Source organism: Candidatus Planktophila sp. (genome assembly GCF_036734405.1).
Lineage (GTDB): Bacteria > Actinomycetota > Actinomycetes > Nanopelagicales > Nanopelagicaceae > Planktophila.
On record NZ_DAIMYR010000001.1, the window covers coordinates 344,100 to 370,736 of the forward strand.

The 26,637-nt window shown below is 45.0% G+C and carries 26 protein-coding genes; 13 read left to right on the forward strand and 13 right to left on the reverse strand.

All coding sequences use genetic code 11. The features are described 5' to 3' along the window. The first annotated feature begins 4 nt into the window (after positions 1 to 4). On the forward strand, positions 5 to 1,369 hold the full coding sequence (locus AC9UC2_RS01705; RefSeq protein ID WP_509524533.1) for a metallopeptidase domain-containing protein: 1,365 nt from the start codon (positions 5 to 7) through the stop codon (positions 1,367 to 1,369). Here AC9UC2_RS01705 and AC9UC2_RS01710 read toward each other — a convergent pair. The 4 genes from AC9UC2_RS01710 to AC9UC2_RS01725 are packed head-to-tail and all read right to left on the reverse strand — an operon-like array spanning position 1,362 to position 4,898. Beyond that, positions 1,362 to 1,847 carry a GNAT family N-acetyltransferase gene (locus tag AC9UC2_RS01710; RefSeq protein WP_509524536.1) on the reverse strand — a complete coding sequence of 162 codons (486 nt, stop codon included), beginning with the start codon at positions 1,845 to 1,847 and terminating at the stop codon, positions 1,362 to 1,364. The genes AC9UC2_RS01705 and AC9UC2_RS01710 overlap by 8 nt on opposite strands. Further along, complete coding sequence (locus AC9UC2_RS01715; protein WP_509524538.1) at positions 1,844 to 2,695, reverse strand: iron-sulfur binding domain-containing protein; 852 nt, start codon at positions 2,693 to 2,695, stop codon at positions 1,844 to 1,846. Before AC9UC2_RS01715 ends, AC9UC2_RS01710 begins: the two co-directional genes overlap by 4 nt. Then, positions 2,692 to 4,059 (reverse strand): DNA repair protein RadA, encoded by a 1,368-nt coding sequence (gene radA, locus AC9UC2_RS01720; protein WP_509524540.1) that lies wholly within the window; start codon positions 4,057 to 4,059, stop codon positions 2,692 to 2,694. The genes AC9UC2_RS01715 and radA overlap by 4 nt, the downstream gene beginning before the upstream one ends. Positions 4,060 to 4,085: 26 nt before the next feature. Beyond that, positions 4,086 to 4,898: a DUF3109 family protein gene (locus tag AC9UC2_RS01725; RefSeq protein WP_509524542.1), complete on the reverse strand. Its 813-nt coding sequence runs from the start codon at positions 4,896 to 4,898 to the stop codon at positions 4,086 to 4,088. 39 nt (positions 4,899 to 4,937) lie between these two features. Here AC9UC2_RS01725 and proC point away from each other — a divergent pair, with 39 nt between their 5' ends. The 3 genes from proC to AC9UC2_RS01740 are packed head-to-tail and all read left to right on the forward strand — an operon-like array spanning position 4,938 to position 7,077. Continuing rightward, positions 4,938 to 5,741, forward strand: a complete 804-nt coding sequence (gene proC, locus AC9UC2_RS01730; RefSeq protein WP_509524545.1) for a pyrroline-5-carboxylate reductase — start codon at positions 4,938 to 4,940, stop codon at positions 5,739 to 5,741. Beyond that, positions 5,738 to 6,928: a hypothetical protein gene (locus tag AC9UC2_RS01735; protein ID WP_509524547.1), complete on the forward strand. Its 1,191-nt coding sequence runs from the start codon at positions 5,738 to 5,740 to the stop codon at positions 6,926 to 6,928. The genes proC and AC9UC2_RS01735 overlap by 4 nt, the downstream gene beginning before the upstream one ends. 50 nt (positions 6,929 to 6,978) lie before the next feature. Next, a complete protein-coding gene (locus AC9UC2_RS01740) occupies positions 6,979 to 7,077 on the forward strand; it encodes a 30S ribosomal protein bS22 (protein ID WP_009612566.1) in 99 nt (32 codons plus the stop codon). A gap of 4 nt (positions 7,078 to 7,081) precedes the next feature. Here the strand turns inward: AC9UC2_RS01740 and AC9UC2_RS01745 are convergent, their stop codons facing one another. Further along, positions 7,082 to 9,457, reverse strand: a complete 2,376-nt coding sequence (locus AC9UC2_RS01745) for a fibronectin type III domain-containing protein (RefSeq protein ID WP_509524552.1) — start codon at positions 9,455 to 9,457, stop codon at positions 7,082 to 7,084. 95 nt (positions 9,458 to 9,552) lie between these two features. Here AC9UC2_RS01745 and AC9UC2_RS01750 point away from each other — a divergent pair, with 95 nt between their 5' ends. Beyond that, positions 9,553 to 9,804: a glutaredoxin family protein gene (locus tag AC9UC2_RS01750; RefSeq protein ID WP_509524554.1), complete on the forward strand. Its 252-nt coding sequence runs from the start codon at positions 9,553 to 9,555 to the stop codon at positions 9,802 to 9,804. Here AC9UC2_RS01750 and AC9UC2_RS01755 read toward each other — a convergent pair. From AC9UC2_RS01755 to AC9UC2_RS01770, 4 genes are read right to left on the reverse strand one after another with little or no spacing between them, the layout of a single operon-like run. Then, positions 9,767 to 11,416 (reverse strand): DNA repair helicase XPB, encoded by a 1,650-nt coding sequence (locus AC9UC2_RS01755; RefSeq protein WP_509524556.1) that lies wholly within the window; start codon positions 11,414 to 11,416, stop codon positions 9,767 to 9,769. The two genes, AC9UC2_RS01750 and AC9UC2_RS01755, sit on opposite strands and share 38 nt — an antisense overlap. Further along, on the reverse strand, positions 11,409 to 12,470 hold the full coding sequence (locus AC9UC2_RS01760) for a M20/M25/M40 family metallo-hydrolase (protein WP_509524557.1): 1,062 nt from the start codon (positions 12,468 to 12,470) through the stop codon (positions 11,409 to 11,411). Before AC9UC2_RS01760 ends, AC9UC2_RS01755 begins: the two co-directional genes overlap by 8 nt. A 9-nt stretch (positions 12,471 to 12,479) precedes the next feature. Further along, positions 12,480 to 14,669: a helicase-associated domain-containing protein gene (locus AC9UC2_RS01765; protein ID WP_509524559.1), complete on the reverse strand. Its 2,190-nt coding sequence runs from the start codon at positions 14,667 to 14,669 to the stop codon at positions 12,480 to 12,482. A gap of 46 nt (positions 14,670 to 14,715) precedes the next feature. Then, on the reverse strand, positions 14,716 to 15,483 hold the full coding sequence (locus AC9UC2_RS01770) for an HAD family hydrolase (protein ID WP_509524562.1): 768 nt from the start codon (positions 15,481 to 15,483) through the stop codon (positions 14,716 to 14,718). Between the two features lie 50 nt (positions 15,484 to 15,533). Between AC9UC2_RS01770 and AC9UC2_RS01775 the strand changes: the two genes are divergently transcribed. The 5 genes from AC9UC2_RS01775 to ccsB are packed head-to-tail and all read left to right on the forward strand — an operon-like array spanning position 15,534 to position 19,775. After that, positions 15,534 to 16,157: a histidine phosphatase family protein gene (locus tag AC9UC2_RS01775; RefSeq protein WP_509524565.1), complete on the forward strand. Its 624-nt coding sequence runs from the start codon at positions 15,534 to 15,536 to the stop codon at positions 16,155 to 16,157. Beyond that, a complete protein-coding gene (locus AC9UC2_RS01780; RefSeq protein WP_509524567.1) occupies positions 16,157 to 16,693 on the forward strand; it encodes a TlpA family protein disulfide reductase in 537 nt (178 codons plus the stop codon). The genes AC9UC2_RS01775 and AC9UC2_RS01780 overlap by 1 nt, the downstream gene beginning before the upstream one ends. Further along, positions 16,690 to 17,415, forward strand: a complete 726-nt coding sequence (locus AC9UC2_RS01785; protein WP_509524569.1) for a cytochrome c biogenesis CcdA family protein — start codon at positions 16,690 to 16,692, stop codon at positions 17,413 to 17,415. The genes AC9UC2_RS01780 and AC9UC2_RS01785 overlap by 4 nt, the downstream gene beginning before the upstream one ends. Then, entirely contained in the window at positions 17,415 to 18,884 is a 1,470-nt protein-coding gene (gene resB, locus AC9UC2_RS01790) for a cytochrome c biogenesis protein ResB (RefSeq protein WP_509524572.1), read from the forward strand. Before AC9UC2_RS01785 ends, resB begins: the two co-directional genes overlap by 1 nt. Continuing rightward, the gene (gene ccsB / locus AC9UC2_RS01795; protein ID WP_509524574.1) at positions 18,885 to 19,775 is read left to right on the forward strand and encodes a c-type cytochrome biogenesis protein CcsB; all 891 of its coding nucleotides are present in this window, start codon (positions 18,885 to 18,887) and stop codon (positions 19,773 to 19,775) included. Here the strand turns inward: ccsB and AC9UC2_RS01800 are convergent. The 3 genes from AC9UC2_RS01800 to AC9UC2_RS01810 are packed head-to-tail and all read right to left on the reverse strand — an operon-like array spanning position 19,772 to position 21,933. Continuing rightward, a complete protein-coding gene (locus AC9UC2_RS01800; protein ID WP_509524576.1) occupies positions 19,772 to 20,035 on the reverse strand; it encodes a PLD nuclease N-terminal domain-containing protein in 264 nt (87 codons plus the stop codon). The genes ccsB and AC9UC2_RS01800 overlap by 4 nt on opposite strands. Positions 20,036 to 20,039: 4 nt before the next feature. Next, positions 20,040 to 20,888, reverse strand: a complete 849-nt coding sequence (locus tag AC9UC2_RS01805) for a 1,4-dihydroxy-2-naphthoate polyprenyltransferase (protein WP_509524578.1) — start codon at positions 20,886 to 20,888, stop codon at positions 20,040 to 20,042. Beyond that, positions 20,881 to 21,933, reverse strand: a complete 1,053-nt coding sequence (locus AC9UC2_RS01810; RefSeq protein WP_509524580.1) for an AMP-binding protein — start codon at positions 21,931 to 21,933, stop codon at positions 20,881 to 20,883. Before AC9UC2_RS01810 ends, AC9UC2_RS01805 begins: the two co-directional genes overlap by 8 nt. 80 nt (positions 21,934 to 22,013) lie before the next feature. Between AC9UC2_RS01810 and menB the strand changes: the two genes are divergently transcribed. From menB to menD, 3 genes are read left to right on the forward strand one after another with little or no spacing between them, the layout of a single operon-like run. Continuing rightward, positions 22,014 to 22,853, forward strand: coding sequence for a 1,4-dihydroxy-2-naphthoyl-CoA synthase (gene menB, locus AC9UC2_RS01815; protein WP_509524726.1), 840 nt, complete (start codon positions 22,014 to 22,016; stop codon positions 22,851 to 22,853). A 3-nt stretch (positions 22,854 to 22,856) separates the two neighbouring features. Continuing rightward, positions 22,857 to 23,786: an o-succinylbenzoate synthase gene (locus AC9UC2_RS01820; RefSeq protein ID WP_509524582.1), complete on the forward strand. Its 930-nt coding sequence runs from the start codon at positions 22,857 to 22,859 to the stop codon at positions 23,784 to 23,786. Next, positions 23,783 to 25,357 (forward strand): 2-succinyl-5-enolpyruvyl-6-hydroxy-3-cyclohexene-1-carboxylic-acid synthase, encoded by a 1,575-nt coding sequence (menD, locus tag AC9UC2_RS01825; RefSeq protein WP_509524584.1) that lies wholly within the window; start codon positions 23,783 to 23,785, stop codon positions 25,355 to 25,357. Before AC9UC2_RS01820 ends, menD begins: the two co-directional genes overlap by 4 nt. Here menD and AC9UC2_RS01830 read toward each other — a convergent pair. Beyond that, the gene (locus AC9UC2_RS01830) at positions 25,350 to 26,570 is read right to left on the reverse strand and encodes an isochorismate synthase (RefSeq protein ID WP_509524587.1); all 1,221 of its coding nucleotides are present in this window, start codon (positions 26,568 to 26,570) and stop codon (positions 25,350 to 25,352) included. The genes menD and AC9UC2_RS01830 overlap by 8 nt on opposite strands. Positions 26,571 to 26,637 lie beyond the last annotated feature (67 nt).

The window sequence follows — 26,637 nt, forward strand, 5'->3', positions numbered from 1 at the left end:
CTCAATGCGCAAACTGCGAGTTGGTCTTGTTATCGTTCTATTCTTTTCATTGATCTCTACTCAAGTTTCAGTTGCGTCCGTAGCTCCAGGATCAAAGTGCTCTAAAGCCGGATTAACTTCAACTTTCAAAGGTAAGAAGTACACCTGTATAAAGAGCGGTAAGAAGTTAGTGTGGAATAAGGGAGTTTCTCTTCCTAAACCTGTTGCCACACCAACGCCAACACCTACGCCAACACCAACACCAACACCAACACCAACACCAACGCCAACGCCAACGCCAACAGTTGACTCTGTCGCTGAATGCAAGTTACCCGTTGCAGATGGTCGTGGGGATGTATCCATTGGTGGATGGCCACGGATCAATGAACGCTCAAAGGTTTTAGGGGATGTAACAGCAACAGTAATCATGGTTGATTTTCCAGATGCGCCTGCGACTATGACTCCATCTGAAGCTCTGGCACGAATTTCACCTGCACAAGATGTCTTCAAAGAGATGTCGTATGGGAAATTGAGCTACAACCTTAAACCGCAACTGAAGTGGTACCGAATGAGCAAGAACTCAAGCGAGTATGTAGCTGGTGGTTGGACATTTTTTAAACACAGAGATTACATAAGCGAGGCTGCAAAACTTGCAGATTCTGAAGTTGATTTTAGTAGTACCGATAATTTGATTATTCTGGCCAATCCCGATGCGAAGGGGATGGGATATTCAGGTCCAGCTTTTGCAGCAGTAAGAAACAGTGGAATAACGCTGGATGGGAAGTACATTTCTAATGGAGCAACTTCGGCTTACGATTTAAACAATTGGAAATCTATTTGGCTTAATCACGAAATTTCTCACAGTATGGGCCTTGTCGATTTGTATGCATTCACTTCTAGCAATTCAACAAATAGATATGACGGTCTTCGATTTACAGGCGAGTTTAGCTATATGGGCTTGAGTAGTTATGAGAGTAATTCCCCAAGCTTATTAGCATTTGAAAGATGGAATCTTGGATGGATTGAAGATTCCCAAATCGAATGTACGAAGAGTTCTAAGTTAACAAAATTGATTTCGCCAGTTCAGGTGAGCGGTGGAACAAAAGCTATAATTATTCCGATATCAAAAACAAAAGCAGTAGTGGTTGAAAGTAGGAGAGCTCTTGGGATTGATAAGGCACTAAGTAAATCTGGTGCCCTGGTGTATGTAGTTGATTCTTCCATTCAGTCTGGCTTAGGTCCTATAAAGGTATTCCCATCCGACTTAGTCAATGACCCACGATACTTAAATGCACCACGGACTACCGGAGAGTCGGTTACCGTTGAAGGTGTAACAATTAAAGTTGTTCAGTCGGATGCAACAGGTGACACAGTAGAGATTACTAAGTAGTAGACCCTAATTTTTTAAGTGCATCTCCGCTAACGCGATAGACCGTCCACTCATCCATGGGCACTGCCCCTAGGGATTTGTAGAAGTCGATGCTTGGTTGGTTCCAATCCAGAACCCACCATTGCAATCTTTCATACTCGCGTTCTACGCAGATCTTTCCTAACTCTTTTAGGAAAGCTAAGCCGTAACCCTTGCCGCGGTATGCAGGATCAACGTAGAGATCTTCCAGATAGATACCTGGCTTGCCAACCCATGTTGAGTAGTTAAGAAACCAGATAGAGATTCCAACTACCTGACCGTTATCTTCTGCAACGTGGCAATAAGCAACTGGGTTGTCTCCAAAAATTGTTTCTTCGATTTGTTCGAGCGTTGCCTTGGCCTCGAGCGGCGCTTTTTCGTATTCGGCAAGATCTTTTATCAGCTGATGGATACGTGGGATATCAGCTTTAGTGGCGTAACGAATCCCAGACTGTGTCATTGCGGCAGTCTATATCTGCGCCGGGGAAGTGCCTGAATCAATTGGTCTTCAAGCAGTGTTTTCAGGGCTTTTTCAACCTGCGATTCTTCAGGCCACAGTTTCTTTATGGCAGATTCAGTGAGTGATTCATTGTCACGAAGTGCCTGAACAATTGTTCCGCGGCACTTGCGATCTGTGCCATGCCAATCCTGTGATTTTCTAACCAGCCCTGTTTTTGGATAACCATTTTTGCGCCAATTACATTGACCAATGATTGGACACAGTTCGCATGCTGGATTCTTTGATGTGCAAACAAGTGCGCCAAGTTCCATGGTTGCAGCAGCCCACACATGTGCATTCTTAGTTGGCAAAATTGCCAAGTGCCTAGCTTTTTCTCTAGCAGTTGGTGCTGGCTTTGGATGCTCTTGCCCGTCTATTGCACGCACAAGTAAACGTCTTATGTTTACATCCATGACTAATGAACGATGCTCAAAAGCAAAAGCTGCAATTGCTGCTGCGGTGTATTCGCCAATACCGGGTAGCAATCGCAAAGTTTCTTGATCTTCCGGAACTTTGTTGTTGAAATCTTCAGCGATGATTTGTGCGGCTGCATGTAAACGAAGTGCCCGCCGTGGATATCCCAGTCTGCCCCAAGCTGTGATTACCTGTGCTGGTGTTGCCTTAGCTAAATCTTTAGGAGTTGGCCAGCGCTCCATCCATTCTTGCCATTTGGGAAGAACGCGGTTAACTGGAGTTTGTTGCAACATATATTCACTGACCATTACACCCCAAGGGGTTGTATTTCTCCACGGAAGGTCGCGCTTGTTTTTCTTAAACCAATTAACAATTGGTTTTTCTAACGAACTCATTCGCCGTTAATTTTTACCCGTTTTAGCGCGGCATCAAGTCGTGAGACTTCTACGATTTCCATGCCATCAATCTTTGTATCTGATCCCGTTGGAACTAGTGCGCGCTTAAAGCCAAGTCGGTAGGCCTCTTGAAGTCTGCGGTTAACGCCACTTACCTTGCGGATTTCTCCGGCTAATCCAACTTCGCCAATTGCTACTAAATCCGCTGGTAGGGCTAAACCTTTTGCAGCCGATGCAACAGCTAGTGCCAGTGCTAAATCAGCTGCAGGTTCGGTCATTTTCATGCCGCCAACTGTTGCCGCGTACACATCACGTCCGCCTACACGCACATTTGCACGTAGTTCAAGGACTGCAAGAGTCATTGATGTGCGAGCAGAGTCCAAACCAGAGACAACTCGACGTGCATTTCCATAATCATTTTCACGTCCTGCAGAAACGAGTGCCTGAATTTCTGCCAGCAAAGGGCGGCGTCCTTCAAGAGTAACGGTGACACATGTTCCAGGAACTGGTTCGGTGTGACGAGATGTAAACAAACCTGTTGGGTCTAGTACAGATTCAATTCCAGTATCACTTAAATCAAAACATCCAACTTCATCAGATGCACCAAAGCGATTTTTGATTGCTCGAATTAAACGAAGACGTGAATGGCGCTCACCTTCAAACTGCAAAACAACATCAACGATGTGTTCTAGTAAGCGGGGGCCCGCAATTGATCCATCTTTAGTCACATGCCCAACCAATAGCAAGGTGATGTCACGATCTTTGCAAATACGAATCAACGCACCGGCAACTTCGCGAACTTGGGTAACTCCACCAGGTGCACCATCTGCTGCAGAACTTCCGATAGTTTGGACAGAGTCAATGATTAGTAACTGTGGCTTAACAGAATCAATGTGTGCAATTACTGCGCCTAGATCTGTTTCGGATGCAAGGAATAATTGCGGATCAATCGCGTTGATTCGCTCGGCGCGAAGTCGCACTTGGGATGCGGATTCTTCACCACTTATGTATAGCGCTGGAATTCCCTTTGCTGCAGTTTGTGCTGCAACTGAAAGCAAAAGCGTTGACTTACCAACACCGGGTTCACCAGCAAGCAAAATCGCAGCTCCTGGTACTAAACCACCACCAAGTACGCGGTCTAATTCTGTGACACCTGTTGGACGAGCATGAGCCGCGGATAGATCTACATCGCCAATAGGTGTTGCTTTAGCGGTTACATTTCCTGCAACGAGCGAAAGTTTTTTAGGTGCAGCAATCTCTTCAACAGATCCCCACGCCTGGCATTCACCGCAACGACCTACCCATTTTTGGGATGTCCAACCGCACTCGGTGCAGCGGAACGGTTCTTTTTCTACCTTGGCCATGAGGTAACCCTATGACAAGGGGCTGACTATTTCTTCTGGGCAGCCAATGTTGCTGGATGCTGGATGATAAATAGTGGAAGCGAGCGGGCAGCAGCATCTCGAATGTGTTCCATTCGGACATCGCACAAACGAGCTAATTCAGCGTAGGCGTCCTTGCCCATCAAGAGTTCTAGTTCATACTTGTTGGAGACATAAACAGGTTGTGTGCCAACGTGTGCATCGCTGTTACTTGTGCAGTACCAATCAAAGTCATCGCCACCATCGCCCCATGCAAGACGCTCATATTCACCAATTACGGTAACTGAATATTCACGTTCACCGTATTCGCGAGTTTCAAAGCTACGTCGCAATGGCAACTGCCAGCAAACATCTGGCTTGGTATCGGCGAAGTGTTTTCCATCGCGTTGTGCAACATGGTGAAGTACGCAACCAAATGTTCCGGTAAAACCTTCTGCTTCATAACCTTTACGGTTTAAGAAAATACATCCATCTTCAACGCGACGAGTCTTTCGTTCGCCATCTTCATCTTTTTCTGAAATTCGTAATGGCCCACCAGGCTTCTTTGGACGAGCCTCTCCGTAGAACTGCCACATTTCTGGAGTTAAATAAGCAGCAGCTTTGACTGTGCGCGCCTCATCATCTTCATCGCTGTACATCGCACCTTCGGTGCAACACCCCGAATTAGGCTGATTCTTAAAGACACCTTGGCAACCATCGCCATAAATACAAGTCCAGTAGGAAGTTAACCAAGTGAGATCGCACTTAAAGATTGTCTCTTCATCATTAGGGTCAAAAAATTCAACCCAATCACGCGCAAATCCTGCTTTAACTTCTGACATAGTCGCAGAGCCTACAGGCATAAAGGATAGACTTCATACATGAATCAGCAATCAAAGGTTGCCGTTATCGGTGCCGGTGTAATGGGCGAGGCCCTTATTGCCGCTTTGATTTCATCTGGTGTTAAGCCAGATCACATTACAATCTCTGAAAAGCGCGAAGATCGTGCACAAGAGCTGATATTGAAGTATTCAATCAAGGTTGCATCTCTTACCGCCAATGTTGCAGATGCAGATGCACTGTTGTTGGTTGTGAAACCACAAGATATGGCAGCAGTCCTTGAAGAAGTAAAGGGTGCGATTAACCCAAAAGCAGTGGTAATCACCTTTGCTGCTGGCAAGACAATTTCTTTTATAAGCAATGGGCTTGGCACCGGTAACCCTGTGGTTCGGGTAATGCCAAACACCCCAACATTGGTTGGAAAAGGTATGGCCGCTGCTTCAATTGGCGCGGGGGTCACCGATGCACAGCGTGATTTTGTTCTTGGTTTTCTAGCAGCAACAGGCAAAGTGATTGAAGTTTCTGAAGATTTACAAGATGCGGTAACTGCCACCAGTGGTTCGGGGCCCGCTTACTTCTTTGCTTTTGTTGAAGCGATGGTTGCTGGTGCACAAGAGCTGGGGCTCTCTGAAAAAGATGCAACGACTCTTACTGTTCAAACAATGCTTGGGGCTGCACAGTTGCTTGAAGAATCTGGAAAAAGTGCAAAAACTTTGCGCGAAAATGTAACTAGTCCTAATGGCACAACCGCTGCCGCCCTTGCATCGTTTGGTAATGACAATTTGAATTCTATGGTCGCTAAAGCTATGAAGGCGGCTCGCGATCGTTCGCAGGAATTAGCGTGAAACGCTTACTTTCCTTTGTATTAATTGTTGCTTTTCTTGTGGCTCCCGCGGCGCACGCAGCTCCAAAAAAGATTGCTGTTAAACCACTTCAATTACTGACAACTGTAGGTACACCTGAAGAAGTAAGCGGAGTTGTGGCTTCTGGAAAAACCTTGATTGTCTATGGAAGTAAGGCAGCTAAAGCGTACGCACGCGCAGTTGATACTACGGGTAAAGAGTTGTGGAACCTACCTTTAGATCAATCTGCAGCATCAATTGCAACTGCAGCAGCAGTTGATTCGGCAGGAGACATTTGGATCGTTGGTGCTACACCTTTAGCGTTGGGTTTGACGCCCCCAAGTCCTGCAGTGACTCCTGCTAATCCAGACAATGCAACCGTTCCAACAAATACTGCTATCGGTAATTTGCAAGCGATCACACTGTGGAAAGTTACCGTTGTGGGGCTACTTACCGCTACAAGTTCTTTGCCAACAAGTTCAGTTGTATTACCAACTTCTATCTCGGTTGATCGAAATGGTGTATCGATTGTTGGAATTGTTGGAACTGAGAAAGGCAGTGCAGGATTCTTTGTAAACACTGATAAAGCTGGATTATTTGGCAAGCTTCTACAAATTGGTGCCGTATCGACAACTGCAGATGCGGTTGTTCGTCATTTAGATGGAAGCTTTACTGTTGTTGGTTCAAGCAGTGAAATCTTAGCTGGTAAGAAAGTCGCCGGAATAACCGATGGTGTACTGATTAAGATTTCTAAAGCGCTAAAGATTACTAATGTGGTCCGAAGTTCAGCGGCTAAAGGAAAGCGAATCTGGAACAGCGCAACTTCTACTTTGCTACTAGGTGGCGAAGTTGTTGCTGGTGGAAAAACAGAAACTGCCGTAACTAAATTTTCATCATCCTTTGCACCTTCTTGGACCTATCGTTTTCCATCTACTGGTCCGGCTTTAACTATTGGATCAACCTATGCGCTCTTTGTTTCGACTGGTTCAACAGCTCAACTGAACTGGAATCCTAAGGTTGCAACTCCATTGCTTGTGACTTTTGATGCAAAAGGAACAGTAGTAGCGGCCGATAGGGGGCCAGTAGGGCAGATAGAAGTACTTGGAGCGCTACTTTCAAAGGAGTTAGGGGTTTTGGTGGTCACATCAAGCGCAGATACGGTTTCGATTTTTACCCTCATTCCGCGGTAACCTAAACCCCCGCACACACAGTGCGTACATTAGAAATGAGAGCGTGACATATGGGTTCCGTAATTAAGAAGCGACGCAAGCGCATGGCGAAGAAGAAGCATAAGAAGCTTCTGAAGAAGACTCGCATTCAGCGCCGTAACGCTAAGTAATAAATTACGGTTTAAGAAGTGCAAGCTTTCCATTTATAGTGGCAAGCAAATACTTGATTTTATTTACAGTCACCCAAGCGCTCTGAGTAGGTTCAGGGCCTTGGGTGCTGCTAACTAAGCGGATAGCAGATTGGCCAAGATCCTTCTTGCTTGTATCTAGAGCACACAATCTTTCTTGGCAGTTGAAAATAATTGTTTTTCCATCTGTGGCCAAATACTTATCTGGTGTTCCAAAGTTTTCGGTAGTCAATTTATAAATCTTTGTGGAATCTTTGAGCCAGGTCCAGCGAATTTGATCAGGCTTTGGAGTTGATGCAGCAGATGCCGCCAACCAGGTTGCAAATACACCCGCAGAAGTTCTAGCTAAGGCAACATCAAAGCCAAATACCAACGCGTCCTCAGTTGAAATATCAAGTGTTTGATATTGCCATGCTGTTGGTTCAGTTGAACTTCGAGTTGCAATTCGAATAGCACCCGATGTTATTTCTTTCTTTTGATTCATTGAAACAACTGAATCATAAGCAACATATGTTGTGTTGCCATCAAAAATTGCCTGAATGTGGAAGCCAACATCTCCAGTTGTTCGACCATCGCTCTTGCGATCGCCATCTACTAATTCATATCGCCAGGAACTTCCTCGGGATTTAACTGCACCCAGCAAAACACCTTGTGATTCATCACGATAAAAGACTTGGATGGCGCTAGCTGAAGCAACGCAGGCGTTAGCAACACTGACATCACTGGACGTACGGACTCTAACTGGGTCTTCATAATCATTCACAGAAGGACCATTTCCATCAACAGTTTCAAAGGTAAAGCTTCGGCCATTAAATGTTGAGTAACGAAGATCTTTTTCAGTGGCATCGGTATAAAAAATGTGCAAAGTTTGCTTTAGACCACTGCCATTAACGCACATACTTATTGCACCCGAGAGATTGTGGGATGTTCTACCACTGCTGCCACCGGCACCATCAACAGTTATCTTTTTCCAACTCTTGCCATCAAATGTTGCAAGCTTTAGGTCACCGCTTTTGGTATCTGTGTATGCGATGGCTGGCTTTCCATTAAAGGTAGTGCTTGCGACAGTTTTTCCATCAGCGGTGCTATCTAAAACAGAGCTGCTCCAGGCAGGCTGAGGTGTCACTGGCTTTGTAATCGCTGGTTCAGAATTGCCTAGAGAATTTCGAGCAGTGACGTTAAATGTGTAAGAAGTTCCATTTTTTAAGCCGGTCATTAGCACAGGACTTGATAGTGACTTCTTTTCTACACCAGTCTTTAAATTCTTTACAAGGTATTCAGTAACTTGTGAAGTACGTAGATTTGCTGGTGGATCAAAGGCAATTAAGGCCGATGCATTGGCTGTGAAAGCTTGTGCGTTACGGGGTGACGATGGGAGTTCAATTGCGATTCCAGCAGGCGGCTTACTTCGCATATCTTCCATCATTGCAAGCAATAGCGGTCCCGGCTCTTTAAATATTTCACCTGGATCAAGGTTTGGAGTCATTACCGAATCAGGTCCAGCTTTTGAGAAAGTTGCTTCATCAAGGTGAGAAGTTGATGACCCTGCTTCATATCGCTCAGGTGTGTACATCTTTGGCTTTACGCCACCGTTGGCTTTTATTCCTTGGGCACCGTTCCACACCAAAGAAGTTGTTAATGCAGTTCCAAGTTCTTTGGATGGGGTTGGAAGATCGGGTAATCGACGGCCATCACTTGTCTGAAGATAAGCATCAAAGGGAGTTGGCTGATCCAAACTTCCTAAACCAAAGAAAGGGTCATATGCATCATTAGAGAGAAAACCAAGACCGTGACCAAGTTCGTGCAAGAAAACAGATTGCAAGTCATACTCATTACCTGATGGAACGCCATCTCCTCTGGAATTCCACGGCGCTGCAGAGTTAACTTGAATCACAATTTCTGGATTCTTCTTATCTAAATCTCTTCCAGCCAAAGCATTTGCAAGTGCTGAGGGATACCAAAGAGAGGGATCTGGAGCGCCAGAAAAAGCTGAAAAGAAACTTCCTGGCCGCGCACTACCTAACACACCCCATGAACTTGAACGCCCCCACGAAGCATCAACGGAGATAACAACTGAAGATTTAAAGTTTGCAGACCAAACATCGATAGCGGTCTGAACTTCTTTCTTTGCCCACTCTGGAAAATTGTTGTACTTAACTTGGAAGGTAGATTTAACTTCCAGATTTTTACTTCTTGTGGGGCTTGGTTTTGTAGTTGTTGGTTCAGTGCCTGCATAAATATGTCCCCAGTTTGTCGCTGGAATCTGTTTGAAGGAAAGTGCAGGCGCGGCTGGAGCGGTTAATAATCCAAGAATTAATGCGCCAGCAAGGGCAAAAGGCCCCATTCTCTTTAAGCGCATCATGGTCACACGCTATCAGGGCTCTTAGCGTGGTTTAAGGTCAGGGGTAGGAATTACCAATTCTCTATGCAAATTAGCAGGGTCGAAGGGGCGAATTAATGACCATCGTGACAATTTATGGCCGAACTGGTTGCCATCTTTGTGAAGATGCATTAAAGGTTTTACAGTCACTTAAAGATGAATTGAATTTTGAGATTAAAGAGATTTTGATAGATGGAAATGAAGAGTTACAAAGTTTGTACGGGGAACAAATCCCAGTTACACATATTGATGGAATTCACCATGATTATTGGCGAGTAGATCCAGAAAGATTTAGATCTTCCCTTGAAAAACATCGTCAGCGTCAATGATCTTGTAGCTATAACCCTGCTCAGCTAAGAAGCGCTGACGGTTCTGTGCGAAGTCTTGATCAATAGTGTCCCGTGAAATAACAGAGTAAAACTTAGCTCCGCGACCATCAGACTTTGGGCGCAAGATTCGACCTAAGCGTTGTGCTTCCTCTTGGCGGCTACCAAATGCGCCAGAGACCTGAATTGCAATTGTTGCGTCAGGTAAATCAATAGAAAAATTAGCAACTTTAGAAACTACTAAACACTTAATCTCTCCGGACCTAAACTTATTAAAGAGAATCTCTCGCTCTTTGATTGGAGTTTCGCCTTTGATGAGCGGGGCTCCTAAAACTTCGGACAGTTCATCAAGTTGATCAATGTATTGACCAATAACTAAAACTTGATCATCAACATGTTTTTCTACCAAAGCTTCAACAACATCACGCTTAGTACGAGTAGTGGCACAGTTTCTGTAGCGATTTTCGGGTTCGGCAGTTGCATACGCTAAACGTTCAGTTTCGGTCAGATTAACTCGAACCTCTATACATTCAGCTGGCGCAATGTATCCCTGTGCTTCAATCTCTTTCCAAGGAACATCGAATCTCTTAGGTCCAATAAGAGAGAAAACTTCACCTTCCATGCCATCTTCTCTTACCAAAGTCGCGGTTAGCCCTAGACGACGACGAGATTGAATATCTGCAGTAAAGCGGAAGATCGGTGCTGGCAGCAAGTGAACTTCATCGTAAATAATCAAACCCCAGTCATATGAATCAAAGAGATCTAAGTGGGCATAAACCCCATTCTTCTTCTTTGTCATAACTTGGTAAGTGGCAATAGTTACAGGGCGAATCTCTTTCTTTGATCCTGAATACTCACCGATTTCATCCTCGTTCAAAGTTGTGCGCTTTAACAGTTCATCACGCCATTGGCGAGCTGCAACTGTGTTGGTTACCAATATCAATGTTGTTGCTTTGGCATGAGCCATGGCGGCTGCGCCCACAATAGTTTTTCCGGCACCACATGGAAGAACAACTACACCTGAGCCACCATGCCAAAAACCTTCAGCCGCTAATTCTTGATAAGGGCGGATCTTCCAATCCTTTTGAACCAAACTAATGTCATGGGCTTGCCCATCTACATAACCAGCGAAATCTTCTGCTGGCCAACCTAATCGCAACAGTGATTGCTTAATCTGGCCGCGTTGACTTGGAAGAACGGTAATTGTTTCGGCATCAATACGCGCACCAAGCAAAGGAGCAATTTTCTTTGCGCGAATAACTTCTTCAAGAACTGCGGTATCGGTTGTAATCAAAATCAATCCATGAACTGGATCCATTTCAAGTCGCAAACGTCCGTACCTAGACATTGTTTCGGCAACATCTATAAGAATTGAATGAGGTACTGCGTAACGTGAATACTTGATGAGAGTGTCGATAACCTGTTCTGCATCATGTCCTGCAGCGCGGGCATTCCACAACCCAAGTGGGGTCAAACGATATGTGTGAATATGTTCGGGGGAGCGCTCTAGTTCAGCAAAAGGAGCAATTGCTCGTCGACACTCAACTGACATTGGATGGTCGATATCGAGCAGAAGCGTCTTGTCGCTCTGAACAATTAGTGGACCATCACTCATTAAGTAAATCCTTTATTAGCGCATTCAATAGTTTGCTGCGATCTTCAAGGGTACTGATGTCCACCCATTCGTGCGCGGCGTGAGCACCAGCTCCAACTGCCCCAAGACCATCTAGAACTTGTGCACCTGCTGCGGCAGCAAAGTTTCCATCACTTGCACCGCCTACAGATGCGTGACCTAGGGGTGGCATTCCAAGTGATTGCGCAACTTTTTCCGCGCGCTCGTACAGAGCCATAGTTGATGAAGTTTCAAGTGGCGGACGGTTGAAACCACCAGTGACTTCATAACGTGTATTTGAGTTAACTGGCTTTAAACCTTTGATTGCAGCATCTACGCGTTGCAGATCTGCCATCGAATATGAGCGGATATCAATATCAAGAACCGCCAAATCAGGAACGGTATTTGTTGTGTTGCCGGCATGCAATGTTGTTGGAACAACTGTTGTTCCGTGCTCTGCACTTTCCATTGCTGCAATTGCTAAAACAGCATGCGCAATTTCAGTTGTTGCGTTAACACCCTTTTCTGGTTCAAGACCTGCATGTGAAGCCTTGCCATGAATCTTCACCTGATACATCGCTGTACCTTTTCTGCCAGTCTTTACTTTTCCATCCAATGTAGCTTCTAAAACTAAAACTGCTTTAGCTTTTGCTGAAATCTCTTTGATGAACTCTTTGCTAGTTGCACTGCCAGTTTCTTCATCAGTGGTTGCAATCAGCGCTGCATTACCTGTGATTCCCTTCATCGCATACAAAGCTTGAATGAATCCAGCTTTCATGTCGAAAACTCCGGGACCGCGTGCTGCTGTGCCTTCTACTTGCCACAAAGGTTGGAATGAACCTTTTGGCCACACGGTGTCTAAATGTGCAAGCACAACAACTTCAGGAGTTGCAGAACCCCACCAAAAAACTGGACGACCATTTACTTCACGGATCTCGGCAGCTTTTCCTAAAACACGGGTGGCTATTTCATTTGCTAAAGCGATGACATCGCGGCATGCCTGAAGATCTTGCGTTGGTGATTCCAACTTAACTAACGCTTCGAGGTCGGCCAACATGGGATAAGTCTATAGCGGGGCTACGCCGGTGATACGGGGAATTCTGAAGGATTGGACCTCGCCCGTTGCATGGTCTTTGGCAATTAAGGCTCCAGCGCTTATTCGGATGGGATCGATTATTCGATGCGTAACTCCACCGTTGTTATCGGCATAGCCAATAGAGAGCGTTTTTTCATCAGCGATATATTGATTCAGAATTTCCATTGTCTCATTGGCGGTCGTTCGTGGAAGTTGGCCTAATGCTTCACTTGCAACTTGGCGAAGTTTAGATTGACGATGTGTTGATTTTTCCCCAGTACGTAACACTCTTATTGCAGCACTAACTACATCTGGCGTTGGTGTTTCAATTTCACCAATAATGCGTGGAGGTCTTGGTTTAGCCATTGAACGGTTTGATTTAGGTCCAGTTAACATCATTCCGTTGGCTGACTCTCCGGCAGGTAGATAGCCCGCTTCTCTTAAGACTCGCATTGCATCAGTTGCATCCATGTCGCAAATGACAACTTCGGGTGCAATTCGTCGCAAAGACAAAAGTTCTAGCTTTTTGTCATTCATGATTTGGGAAATCAATGCAGTATCTTCGCAACGTATAAATGAAGATGTATTTCCAACTCGAAGTTTTCCATGCTTCTTTGCTACATCAGCAATCAGATATTCAAGAGGCTGCGGCATCGGTGTTTTTGAAGTTTTGGTAAGAAAACTCTTAATCTCATCACCTGTTTTACCGTGATCTAAAGCTCGGCGAATGGTTGCCGCAGTAAAGCGATAAACAGTTGCACCGCCGCGACTTTCGATTTCAGCCATCATTGCTAGTGCTTGCGAAATTTCGTGTTCCAACGGGCCAGGTGCAATTGCAGTGTTATCACTTTGAATCAAAATATGATCAACTGTCTTTGGTAGATCCTCATTAATTGAACTGAGATCATCACCATTTAAAAATTCCATACCAAACTTGGAAATCGCTCCTTGTCCGGTGATTCCAAGCCATTCAGCTTCCCGCAGCGTCCATTCAGCTAGTTCCTCTTGTAATGAAGAGTTTCTACGCACGGGTGCTCGCCACGAAATGACATCCTTGAAGCTCTTCCATTCTGGCGCGAGACCAGCGTTTTCACGCAATAGATCTAGAGTTAAAGCGCGCACACGTGCTGCATTAACTCTGTCCAGTTCTGGGCCAAGTGCAGCAACATTTTTAGCCTCTACGCGACCTACTAATCCGCTTACGCGCGAAGTAATTAACCATTGAGAAGCCAGCATTTGCCAACGATCGGCCGGGGTTTGCATCAACCAGATATCAAACTTATTGCTTGGCAGAATTCTTTCATCACCATCAATACTGACAAGAGATGCCAGGTAAGCAAGTTCAGCAATAAATGCCGTACACGATTCATCTACACCTAAATGAGTTGAGATTATTTTTAAATCTCTAACGCCAAGACCACCGGCCCTTAATGCATCTGCAGGTTCATCTGCCCAAAAGTTAAGCAACTCTTCAACCCAACGAAGAACCGTTGATACATTTGCAATTGCTGCAAGATTAACTTGTTTCTCATCGCGCTTGCTACCTTTTAATTGAGGCTGATTAATAAATCGCTCTTTGTGAATTTTTCCTCCGCGAAGATGTATACCAACTTCGCGCGTCAAGATCACTGTTCGTTGATCAAGCGGAACAAGAAACTTCTTGTCCAGAAGCCAAGCAACTCCAGGACCTGGATTTTTAATGTCTCCAACGCTTCCTCGTGGAGGTCCCCACGTTAAACGCTCTAAAACTTTCTTAGCATCAGCAGGTGCATCATCCAGTTCATTTAACTTCAGTTTGGCTAAGGATGCTGGCCCTAGACCAGCTGGTTCAGCGCCCATCACTTCGCGCAATTGAGTTGGCAAGCGCATTCCATCTTCTGATGGATAGATCAAACCAATCATGACTAAATGCACCAAAGCTGATTTAGCTTCCTTTTCTGTTAAAGCAATAACTTGTTTGTCCGAGAAAGGCTCGTTTATTGATGCAGCAGCTTCCAATACTTGGTACTGCCATTGGTTCAGTGAATCAATTGCGCGGGCAAGGCTTGGCGCAGAACAGGCACGAACTGCAAGTGATGCGATGTCTGAAGGCACTGGAGTAATCAGATCTGGGCGAGCGTTAAAAAGATTTAAGAAGGCAGCATCATCAACACTACGTAGGTAGTCTGAAAAGGAGCGCATTTCCATAACTTGCCTACATTACTGGCAAATCAGGTGTTCTTGTTAATCAGCCTCGACGTTTACGCGGGGTAAGCCAGGTGGCAAGAGCAGCTAGCCGAACAACTAGTGGCGAGATTGCTTTACCTATAAAACGTGCTTTACGAAAATCATGAATTGGCCAACCTTCTGCCATCGCACGCAAACCAAGTAAGGCATCCGGATTAATTGCAGATGGATGTCCAACACATAGCAAGAGCGGAAGATCATTATTACTATCTGAAAAAGCCAGACACTCTTTTAAGTCGAAGCCTTTTTCTTTTGCAAGCTGGGTAACTGCTACAGCTTTTTCTTTTCCATGTAACAAGGGACCATTCATTTGGCCCGTATATGTGCCATCGCTGATTTCGGCCTTACTGCCAAGAGCGCCGGTTAAACCTAATCGCTGCGCAATCAAAACTGCCATGTCTTCGGGTGCTGCGGTTACTAAATAAACTTCTATACCTTCAGCAACTAATGTTTGAGCAATATCAATTGTTCCTTGCCACATTGCAGGCGAAACATATTCATCATAAATTTCTTGAGCAATTGCTTCGATATCTTTAACGTTGTGGCCACCAATAAAATCTGTGGCCGCATCCTGAAATCTTTGTATCTCTTCCTTGTTTTCTTTACCCGTTAAGCGAAATCTCAGGTTGGCTAAAACAAAACGGGAGATATCCTTCTTGGTGAAGTAACCACGCTGATACATACCTCGGCCCAAGAAGTAAATTACTGAACCGCGAATAAGCGTGTTATCGACATCGAAGAAGGCAGCCCGTTTGCTCGTGAGTGCCATGTCACTACCTTAGCGAGAGAAGTGCTTTAGGGACGCTTTATGCTTTACCAATGAGTTCAACGGTGCATGTAGTTCGTCATGGAGAAGTCCATAACCCTGACAAGATTTTGTATGGACGCCAGCCAGGTTGGAGATTGTCTGAGCGCGGACAAGAGATGGCACAGACAATTGGTCAATGGTCTAAAGCACTAGATCTTGGTGCGCTTCATGTCTCACCCCTACAGCGTGCTCAAGAAACCGCTGCACCTATTGCCGCGGCACACAATATTTCAATCACAACTGACGAACGCTTGATTGAAGCGGCAAACATTTTTGAAGGTAAACCATTTGGTGTTGGTGATGGAGTTTTGCGTCATCCAGCAGCGTGGAAACATTTGTGGAATCCATGGAAACCTTCCTGGGGCGAGCCTTATGAAGAACAAATTAGCCGAATGCTTGCTGCAATCTTTGCAGCACACAAAGCTGCAAATGGTAAAGATGCGATTTGTGTTTCACACCAGCTACCAATTTGGATTTTAAGAAGTGCAATTGAAAATCGTCGACTACTTCATGATCCTCGCAAACGAGAGTGCACATTGGCATCTGTGACAAGTGTTCACTTTGATGATGAAGGAATGATCTCGGGTCTTACATATTCAGAGCCAGCTCGCCACTTATTGCCAGAGAAGAAGTAATGAAAAGAATCGCTGCATTTATTGTCCTTGCTTTTGCATTGACGGCATGTGGCGGTGGAGGCAATTCAGCCTCTGAAGAAAGTTTTGTTTCAGGTGATGGGTCTACGACATTCATAAAGATTGCAGATCGAAAGATAGCGCCGGCAATTACAGGAATGACCTTGTCAGGGGAAAATTACACTTACCAAAAAGATAAAGTTGCAGTAGTAAATGTTTGGGCTTCATGGTGTTCTCCTTGCCGCGCCGAAGCTCCAACACTTGTTGCGTTGGCAAACAAATACACAGATGTCGCTTTCATTGGAATTTTGACGCGCGACAATCCAGCTAACGCTGAAGCCTTTGAACGCAGATTCAAAATTCCTTATCCAACGGTCATTGATGACTCAATTCTGCTTGGTTTTAAAGGCTCTTTACCAGCTAATGCAATTCCTACAACAGTTATTCTGGATAAATCAGGGTATGTAGCCGCCAGAATTTCTGGCGTTGTTACTGTCGCATCCCTTTCTAAACTTATTGAGAAAGTCTCGGCAGAATGAGAGAAATCTTCGTTGAGCAGATCTTTTCGGGATTTTTAGTAACCGCTTTCCCCTTTGCTTTTATTGCTGGTGTGATTTCATTTCTTTCTCCTTGTGTTCTGCCACTTGTTCCGGGCTATTTATCCTTTGCGGCAGGCTTTTCAGTCAGCCGTGGCAAGGTACTGCTTGGTTCAGTCTTGTTTGTTCTGGGTTTTAGTTTAGTTTTTGTTTCCTACGGCGCAGTTTTTGGCGGCCTTGGAAATCAACTTTCAGCAAATGAAGAATTGATTTCACGCATCCTAGGAATTCTGACCATATTTTTAGGTTTTGTTTTTTATGGTCGCTTTCCCTTTTCTCCAACCATTCGCCCAAAGATGCGAACTACCGGCGGCTTACTAGGTGCACCAATGCTTGGCATTCTGTTTGGAATTGGTTGGACTCCTTGTATTGGTCCAGCACTTGCCGCAGTTCAAACTTTGGCGTTTCAAGAATCAAGTGCGGTTCGTGGCGCGGTTCTATCCTTTGGCTACTGCTTAGGTTTAGGTTTGCCATTTATTTTGTCTGGATTATCTTTAGATAAATCAGCAAAACTTCGTTCACTGATTTACCGTCGCGGCGATGTCATCTCAAAAATTGGTGGAGTCTTCCTGATCACTCTTGGCTTGTTACAAGTCTTGGGTTTTTGGAGTCAGATAATGAACTCAATGCGTTCTCTAATCTCTGACTTTATTCCGGTGATCTGATGAGCCAGCAAACTCAAATTCCTGAACTAGATAACGTTGGCTTACTGCGCTTTGCGTGGAGACAGCTAACCAGTATGCGTACGGCATTGATTCTGCTTTTATTGGTGGGAATTGCAGCTATTCCGGGATCTTTGGTCCCACAGAGAACTCAAAATCCACTTCAGGTAGGCCAATACTTTAAGGATTCACCAGAACAGGCCCGCTGGATGGATCGCTTCTATTTGTTTGATGTCTACGGATCACCATGGTTTAGTGCGATTTACATCCTGTTGTTTATTTCTTTAATTGGCTGCGTGCTTCCACGCACCGTAGAACACTTTAAGGCGGCACGAGCCTTGCCACCCGCAACACCAAAGAATTTATCTCGCTTAGAACATCATGAAACGTGGAGCGCACAAGGCAACGAGCTCGAACTTGCTCGAAACTGGTTTAAATCAAAGCGATTTAGAGTTTTGGAATCTGATGGCGCTATATCAGCTGAAAAGGGTTTTACTCGCGAAACTGGAAATTTATTCTTTCACTTAGCACTTATTTTGATCCTTTTAGGAATTAGTTTTAGTTCGCTTTTTGGAATGCGCGGTGAAGCGATTATTAACGTTGGTGAACGGTTTGTTAATACTTCAACTAGTTACGACACATTGATGCGTGGAAAGTTGTATCAAGATTCAAGCATTCCTGCATTTATGTTGACAGCAGATAAATTCGTTGCACAGTACAACCTTGAAACCAGTGCACCTGAAGATTACACACTCGATGTTTCTTTACTTCGAGATGGTTCTACGACAATAGAAAAGAAAACGATCAAAGTTAATAGCCCCATGACTATTGGTATGACCCGCATCTACTTACAAGCCAATGGTTATGCACCTGTTGTAACAGTTCGGGATTCCAAAGGTGATGTTGCCTTCCAGGGACCCGTAACTTTTCTTCCGCAAGATGCAAACCTTCGATCGATTGGTGCAATTAAAGTTCCAGATGCCATTCCACAAGTTGGGTTCTTGGGAACTTTCCTTCCGACATATGTTCGCGATGGCGCCAATGGAGGACAAAGTGCTTTTCCTAAAGCCTTAAATCCACGTTTGTTACTTTCGGTGTGGAGCGGTGATTTGGGTCTGGACTCAGGAATCCCACAATCTGTCTACCGACTTGATACATCAGAAATGACGCAGATTGGGTTAAAGGGCTTAAAGCCAGGTGAAAGCTTTAGTTATGAAGGTGGATCAATAACTTTTGAAGGTTATCTGCAGTGGGTGAACCTTAACTTTGTTGCAGATCCTGGAAAGCACCTTGCATTACTTGGAGGTATTGTTGCCATCCTCGGGTTATTAGCATCTTTGTTTACACGTAGACGACGAATTTGGATTCGAGTAGGTGACCAAGTCGAAGTTGCGGGATTGGCAAAGAATGCAGCCCCAGGCTTAGAAGTTGAAATGCAAGGTTTTGTGAAAATGTTAAAGGGAGAGAAGTAGATGTCACGTTCGTGGGCTTTTGCATCAAATTATTTGGTGTATTCAGCGATGGCTGTCTATGCCTTCTCATTCCTGGCACACCTTGTAGAAACTGCCTGGGCGGTAAAAGTACCGACTGATAAAAATGCGGTTTTGGACTACAAGCGCACTGAAAAAGTTGCACGAATTGCAACCGCGCTGATGATTTTAGGTTTTGTTCTTCTTTTTGCCGGAGTTATTGCACGAGGTATTTCTGCTGGAAGAGTTCCTTGGGGAAACATGTATGAGTTTTCTATTACTGGAGCTTTAACTTTCTCTGGTGCATATCTTGTGGCACTGAGAAAGTACGACCTTCGTTGGCTAGGGCTCTTGATTTCTTTTTCTGTTCTTTTAACTCTTGGAACTGCAATCACAGTCTTGTATGTACCAAGTGCACCACTGGTACCTGCGCTTAAGTCCGAGTGGCTTGTTATTCACGTTTCAACTGCAATTATTTCTGGTGGCGTCTTCTTACTTTCAAATGTCATCGCCTCTGCATACCTGTACTTAGATCGAATGGAAAAAAAGGGTGAGCGCGCACCTTGGGCTAAGCGTTTGCCGGATTTAGAAACATTAGATCTGTTGTCTTACCGTCTTGTGGCTTTTGTATTTCCGTTATGGACATTTTCTGTCATATCGGGTGCTATTTGGGCCGAGAGCGCATGGGGACGTTACTGGGGCTGGGATCCAAAAGAGACCTGGGCATTTATTACCTGGGTTGCATATGCGGCATATCTTCACGCCCGCGTAACTATTGGTTGGCGCGGTCGAAGAGCAGCGTGGTTGTGTTTATTTGCGGGCTCAACATTCTTGTTTAACTATGTTTACATAAACATTTGGGGAACTGGAAAGCACACGTATTCGGGGCTCTAGAGCTTCCTTAAAAAATCTGGATCATCATCTGGTGGAACTATGCGGCGCTTAGGCCCCTTACCTCTTTTTGGTTTGTTTCTACCGGCAATTAGATAAGAAACAGGACCAATAGCAAAAAGAGCTGGCCCCAAGAGAATAATAATTAACAGCCAGCCCCACTTCGGCAAGTTTTTAATCTGTGATTCATCCGCGCGGGCACAATCAATCAGTGCATAGATTGTTACTCCAAAAACTAGGACTAACAGGATGACTCTTGACATGTGATTATTGTATCCCTAACCCGATAGCAAACAAGATGGCAAAAAACATTTGAAGTTTTCCGGTCCTGCCCAGGACTGGAATCAGGTCCTTACCTGAAATACCACTTAGAACCTGCCTTGAAATTGAGAAGCTCATAGGCAGTGCTAGCAAGGTAAGCAAGGTAGTCGGAATCAATGTAGCAACGGCAGCGACATGAGCAAAAACCAGAAGCCCCACATACAAAAGTCGAGCTTTGCGATCACCGATACGCACGGCAACAGTTTGCTTTCCAACTAACTGGTCCTTAGGTCTATCGCGAAGATTGTTGATTGAAAGAATTGCGCAAGAAAGTGCGCCCATCGGAATAGAGACAATAAAACTTAAGAGAGTTAGCTCTTCAGTTTGTGCGTAATAAGTACCCATGGTTGCAATAACACCGAAGAACAAAAATACAGAAAGTTCACCGAGACCTCTGTAGCCGTAAGGATTCTTGCCTCCGGTGTATCCCCATGCTGCCGCAATAGAGAAAATTCCGACAAGGATAAGTAGAGGTGAGGTTAAAAGTGCGAGCCAAGTTCCCGCCATGCTTGCGATTGCAAAAGAGATAAAAGCTGCGAACTTAACTGACCTGGCCGTTGCAATTCCGCTGGCAACTAAACGAATTGGACCAACTCGATCAGCATCTGTTCCCTTAACGCCATCGCTATAGTCGTTGGCAAAGTTCACGCCAATCTGTAGCCAGACTGCAACCTTTAATGCCAGAACCGCACGGAGCCAATTAATGTCATTTCCAACTAATGCAACTGCTACCAGGACAGGGGCAATAGCAGCAGGAAGTGTGCGGGGTCTGGCACCCAAAATCCACTTATTCATGGGTTACTCCTTGTGCCAACTTTTTACGGTCCACTTTTCCAATACCGAGCAAAGGTAGCGAATTCATGAAATGAATTCCTTTTGGTTTTGCAAAAGCGCCAATCTTGCTTTCAAGTATTGATGTGATGCTGCTTTTATCTACGTCCCCAACAACTGCAAGGTGAAGAGTTTGTCCCCACTGAGAATCATTAATGGTGAATGCAGCAGATTGGATAGCTGGGAAATACTCATTCAAAATACTTTCGACATTATTAAGGGAAAGATTTTCCCCGCCAGTAATAATTACATCATCTGACCTGCCAATAACAATCAACTTTTCATCGATGAATTCGCCTAAATCACTAGTCTCAAACCAGCCATTGTTTAATTCAAGGTTAAGCGCCAGCACTTCTCCTTGGATAAAAATAATTCCGCCACGAACGTCAACTGCCACACCATCTAGAATCTGACCGTTGTACACACAACCTCCGGATGTTTCACTCATTCCATATGTTGTAACAATATTGATTCCTGCAGCAACTGCTTGGTTGCGCATACTGGCAGATAGTGGTGCACCACCAACAAGAACTTTTTGTGCACTTTGTAAATGCTTCAGCAAATCTTCGTCGCCATTTAGTGCTTTAAAAAGTTGAGTTGGAACAATTGCGGTGAAATCAACGCGTGGATATTGACCAACATGATTGCGAAGATCTACGGGGATTGTTCCTAATTCGATTGCACGGATAAAGACATTAACTGCAGCCACATGAGTTAAAGGTAAAAGTAATGACCAGGTGTCACCGGGTTTTGCTCCAATAAATTTATTGGACGCTCGAGCAGAGGCCAACAAAGCACGAGCTGAAAGCGAAACTTCCTTTGGAGTACCAGTTGTTCCAGATGTTCCAATAACTACGGCGGCCTGAGGATTGGCGAATTCGGAGGCGGTTTGACCAAATCCAAGGGTGGGTCCAACGCCTGCGAGAGCCGCTGTGATGTCCCTCGCTAATTGAGGAGTTTCGCATGCAGGGCTGACCCACAGAATTTTTCGTTGTGACGAGTTATCCATTGCCGTCGTAGGCTATCGCTAGCAACGACGATGGGGGAAATGTGAGCAAGCCGATCAAGCGCGAATTTGGTAGCCGTGAGATTCCACAATGGGTGACCGCACCCGGCGGAGAAGATTTCGTAGATATCAGATATCAAATGGGTGATGGAATTGCCAAAATCACGATTAACCGACCTCAAGTCCGTAACGCGTTTCGCCCACAAACCATTATTGAATTAATCGAAGCATTTAATTTGGCGCGCGACAATGAAGAAGTTGGCGTGATTATCTTTACCGGTGAAGGTACCGAAGCATTCTGTTCCGGTGGAGACATCAGCGTTCGTGGTGATGACGGGTACTTAGGCGAAGACAAGTTGGCGAAAAAAGGTATTGGACGCCTTAATGTTTTAGATCTTCAAGTTCAGATTCGTCGCACTCCGAAACCAATTGTTGCAATGGTTGCAGGGTGGGCAATTGGTGGTGGACACGTACTACACGTGGTGTGCGACTTAACGATTGCTGCAGACAATGCAAAGTTTGGCCAAACAGGTCCCATGGTGGGTTCATTTGATGGTGGTTATGGCGCAGGATTGTTAGCAGAACATGTTGGACAAAAGAAAGCGCGTGAGATTTGGTTTATGACCCGTGAATACAGTGCGCAAGAAGCACTTGATATGGGATTAGTAAACACTGTTGTGCCGGTTGCCGAACTAGAAGCAGAAACAGTTTCATGGTGTCGCGAAATGCTTCGCAACTCACCGATGGCATTGCGTTTGCTAAAGGCTAGTTTGAACGCTGCAACCGATGGATTAGCTGGCGTTCAGCAATTAGCTGGCGATGCAACTCTTTTGTTTTACATGACAGAAGAAGGTCAAGAAGGTCGCGATGCGTATCAAGAGAAGCGAAAGCCTGATTTCGGGAAATTCCCAAAGCGTCCTTAATTTATGGATCAACAACTCCTGAACACTCTGCGCGTAATTGCGCTGCCAATGAAAACTAATTTTCGTGGCATCTCTGTTCGTGAAGTTGCACTGATAAAAGGCTCACATGGATGGGGGGAGTTTTCCCCATTTCTTGAATATGACGATGCTGAATCAGCCCCATGGTTAGCCAGTGCCATTGAAGCTGCAACAACACCACAACCACAGCTATATCGTTCATCGGTAGCGGTCAATGGAACTATTCCAGCGCTCAATGACCCAGCAGATCTAGCCAGAATGGTTGACTCTTTTCCAGGTGTAAATACTTTTAAAGTAAAAGTGGGCAATGACCTAGCCGAAGATTTGGCTCGAGTTAATGTAATCCGGCAGCTACAACCACAAGCGAAAATACGAATTGATGTCAATGGACTTTGGAGCGTTGATCAAGCTGAAGAGTTTTTAACTTTAGTTGGTCAGATCGAATATGTAGAGCAACCATGTGCAACTATTGAAGAACTACGTGAATTAAAAAGTAGAACATCAGTAAGAATTGTGGGAGATGAAATTCTTCGCAAAGCACCGAACCCTTTTGAGATTGATTTAACAGGTGCAATTGATTATTTGATGCTTAAGGTTCAACCACTGGGTGGCATTAAACGTGCCCACGCTCTTGCAGAGCATCACAAATTGCCAGTTATTGTTTCAAGCGCACTAGAAAGTGCGGTGGGAATCAATCACGGACTAATGCTCGCTGCATCTTTCAAGGAAATGAACTTTGATTGTGGCCTTGGTACTGGTTCATTGCTTGCCGCTGATGTCGCTCATTTGCCAATCGTTGATGGAAAGATCGAAATTTCCCAGTTTGAACCAAAGTTAGACGGATTAGATGTGGCACCAGACCGCTTCGATTGGTGGAAGAATCGGATTATGAGAACCGCGGAGCTTTTGAAGTGAATAACTCAACCTCACTGGCTCGCGTTGTCGTACGCCAAATAATTGAATCAGGAATTACAGATGTTGTGGTCTCACCTGGTTCACGCAATGCGCCTTTATCACTGGCATTTTTTGCTGCTGCCGAACAAAAGTTGATCAAAATTCATGTGCGCATTGATGAGCGCACGGCAGCCTTCTTTGCTTTAGGAATTATCAAAGCAACTGGTCGACCTGTTGCAGTTGTCTGCACGAGCGGCACAGCGGTCGCCAACTATCACCCAGCAGTTCTTGAAGCCCACCACACAAATACTCCGCTGCTTGTTTTAACTGCAGATCGCCCAGCGATGTTGCGTAGAACAGGTGCGAACCAAACTACAGAACAAGCTCGAATCTTTGGTAAAGCGGTTCGATATTTTGCAGATGTTGATGGCCCGGTTTACCCAATGGAATTACCGCTAGATAGTTTGCGCTTAGGACCTGTTCACTTAAATTTGCAATTTGATGAACCCTTGCTTCCAGATGATTCAACCGACTGGCTCTCTGAGATTGTGGTTGCTCCAAAGAGCTTTGAGAATCGAAGCAAAGCAGGCACCTTGCGCTTAGTCGGCGCGCGTGGAGTTGTTGTCATCGGCCACGATCGCGCAGGATTATCAGTTGAAGAAATCACCAAGTTTACAAAAGCCATTGGCTGGCCGGTTATTGCCGAAGATCCTTTGTCATTTCCTGATGCAATCGCCCATGCCTCAATTTTCTTAACCTCTCAAGAAATCAGAAGCACTTTGATTCCGCAATCGGTTCTGGTTATTGGTCGAACCACTCTTTCACGTTCAATTAACGCCTTTATTAAATTAAGTCCAATTGAATATGTTGTGGATCCTCGCACGGCAACTGTTGATACCGACCGCCAGGCTGAACGTGTTTTTACTGCGCTTCCAGAATTGCAAGGTGTCATCCAATCTGATGAATGGATCGCTACCTGGAACAAAGTTTCAGAGCGAACTAAGAAACTGATTGCAGCACTTGATGGTTGGAATGAAGCGGTCATTGCACGAACAATTGCCGCAGCAATTCCGGATGAAACGGCTTTGTTTGTTTCATCCTCTCGGCCAATTCGAGACCTTGAAGGTTTTGCGGTCCCACGCGGCGGTATTCAAACTTATGCCAACCGAGGTTTAGCTGGCATCGATGGCAATATTTCTACCGCGCTCGGTATTGCTTATTCACACAAAGCAACTATTGCAATTTTGGGCGACCTTTCATTCTTGTTTGACTTAACTGGTTTGATTAACAAAGAGCCGATCAATTGCCGATTCATTGTGATTAACAATGATGGTGGCGGTATTTTTTCAACCTTGCCGCAACGAGGTTCAGAAGGCTTCGAAACAGTCTTTGGAACTCCGCATGGACTTAACCCCGCAGAGATTGCTAACTCAATGGGAATATCTGCAAAAGTTATTTCTAGTGTTAAAGATTTAGAAACTGAAGTTAAAGTGCCAGTTTCCGGAATCAGTGTTGTTGTTTGTGATGTACCAAATCGTGAAAGCAATGCAGATAACTTAAAAGCAATTTATGAATCTTTGAACTCTATGTAAGCGCGCTCCGCATTGGAGCAAACTTTGCATACGTTTCAGCTAGCTCAATTTCAGGATCTGAACCATCGACAATTCCGCATCCAGCAAAAATTCGAATTGAATCTCCATTAATCTGCCCGCAGCGCAAAGCAATACCAAGTTCGCCGTCTCCGGCAGCGTCAATCCAACCAACCGGTCCGGCATAGCGACCTCGTGGCATTCCCTCTATTTCAGCGATCAACTTGGCGGCTTGTGGACGTGGAGTTCCGCACACAGCTGCAGATGGATGAAGTTGTTCCAAGATTGTAAAAGCATCAACCTGTGAAAGCGTTTCAACTAAAGCACCAGTTACATCTGTTGCAAGGTGCATGACATTTGCCAGGTGCAACACAAATGGTGATTCAGGAACATTTGTAGAAGAACAAAATGGTTCGATGGCATCTGCAACAGAGCGCACTGCATATTCGTGCTCTGCAAGGTCTTTTGAAGAGCGGGCGAGCGAGCCTGCCAGAGCAAGATCTTTTGCATCATCGCCGGTCTTGCTAATTGTTCCCGCAAGAACACGTGAAGTAATCATGCCCCTTGAAAGGCGTAGCAATAGTTCTGGAGTTGCTCCAACTAATCCCGAGATCGCAAACTTCCAGGTTGTGGGGTATTCCAGCGCAAGCTTGTTTAAAATAGAACGTGGATCAATAGCTTTGCTTGATGTAACAGTTATGTCGCGCGCCAGAACTACTTTGTCTAAGTCGCCCTTTTGAATTCGAGAAACCGCAGTTGCCACTCTTTCTTTCCATAATTCGTTGGCTTGTGGTTGTTCATCCCATTTCATTTCTCCATTTGAAAAATGATCTGGTGTAGTTTTCAAATCAGGTTGTGAATCTGAACCGATCCAGGTAATCCAGGATTTTCCACTCTTTGTTCCAACAACTACTTCAGGAATTACAAGAACAGAAACATCATCAGGTGCAAAAGAGAAAGAGGCAAACAAAACTGGACCCGTTCCACTTCCATGCACTGTGTTGTTTACGGTTAATTTTTCTAATTGCTTTTGCCACCAATGACGTGCATCAGCAAATCTATGTGGGCCACTAACTGTTGTTGTCGCATACGTTCCCCAACCAACTAAACCTTCGCCACTTCGAACCCATGCAAGTGGCTGGGTGTCTGGAAGTAAATCCAACAACGGCAAATGCTCGCCCAGGCGGGCCGTCGTGACTGGAACCAGTTGAACCATTGGGGAAAAGCTCTCCTCTAAATCATGCCGCTGTTGATGTGGCGTTGAGTTGTGGATGAGCCTACTT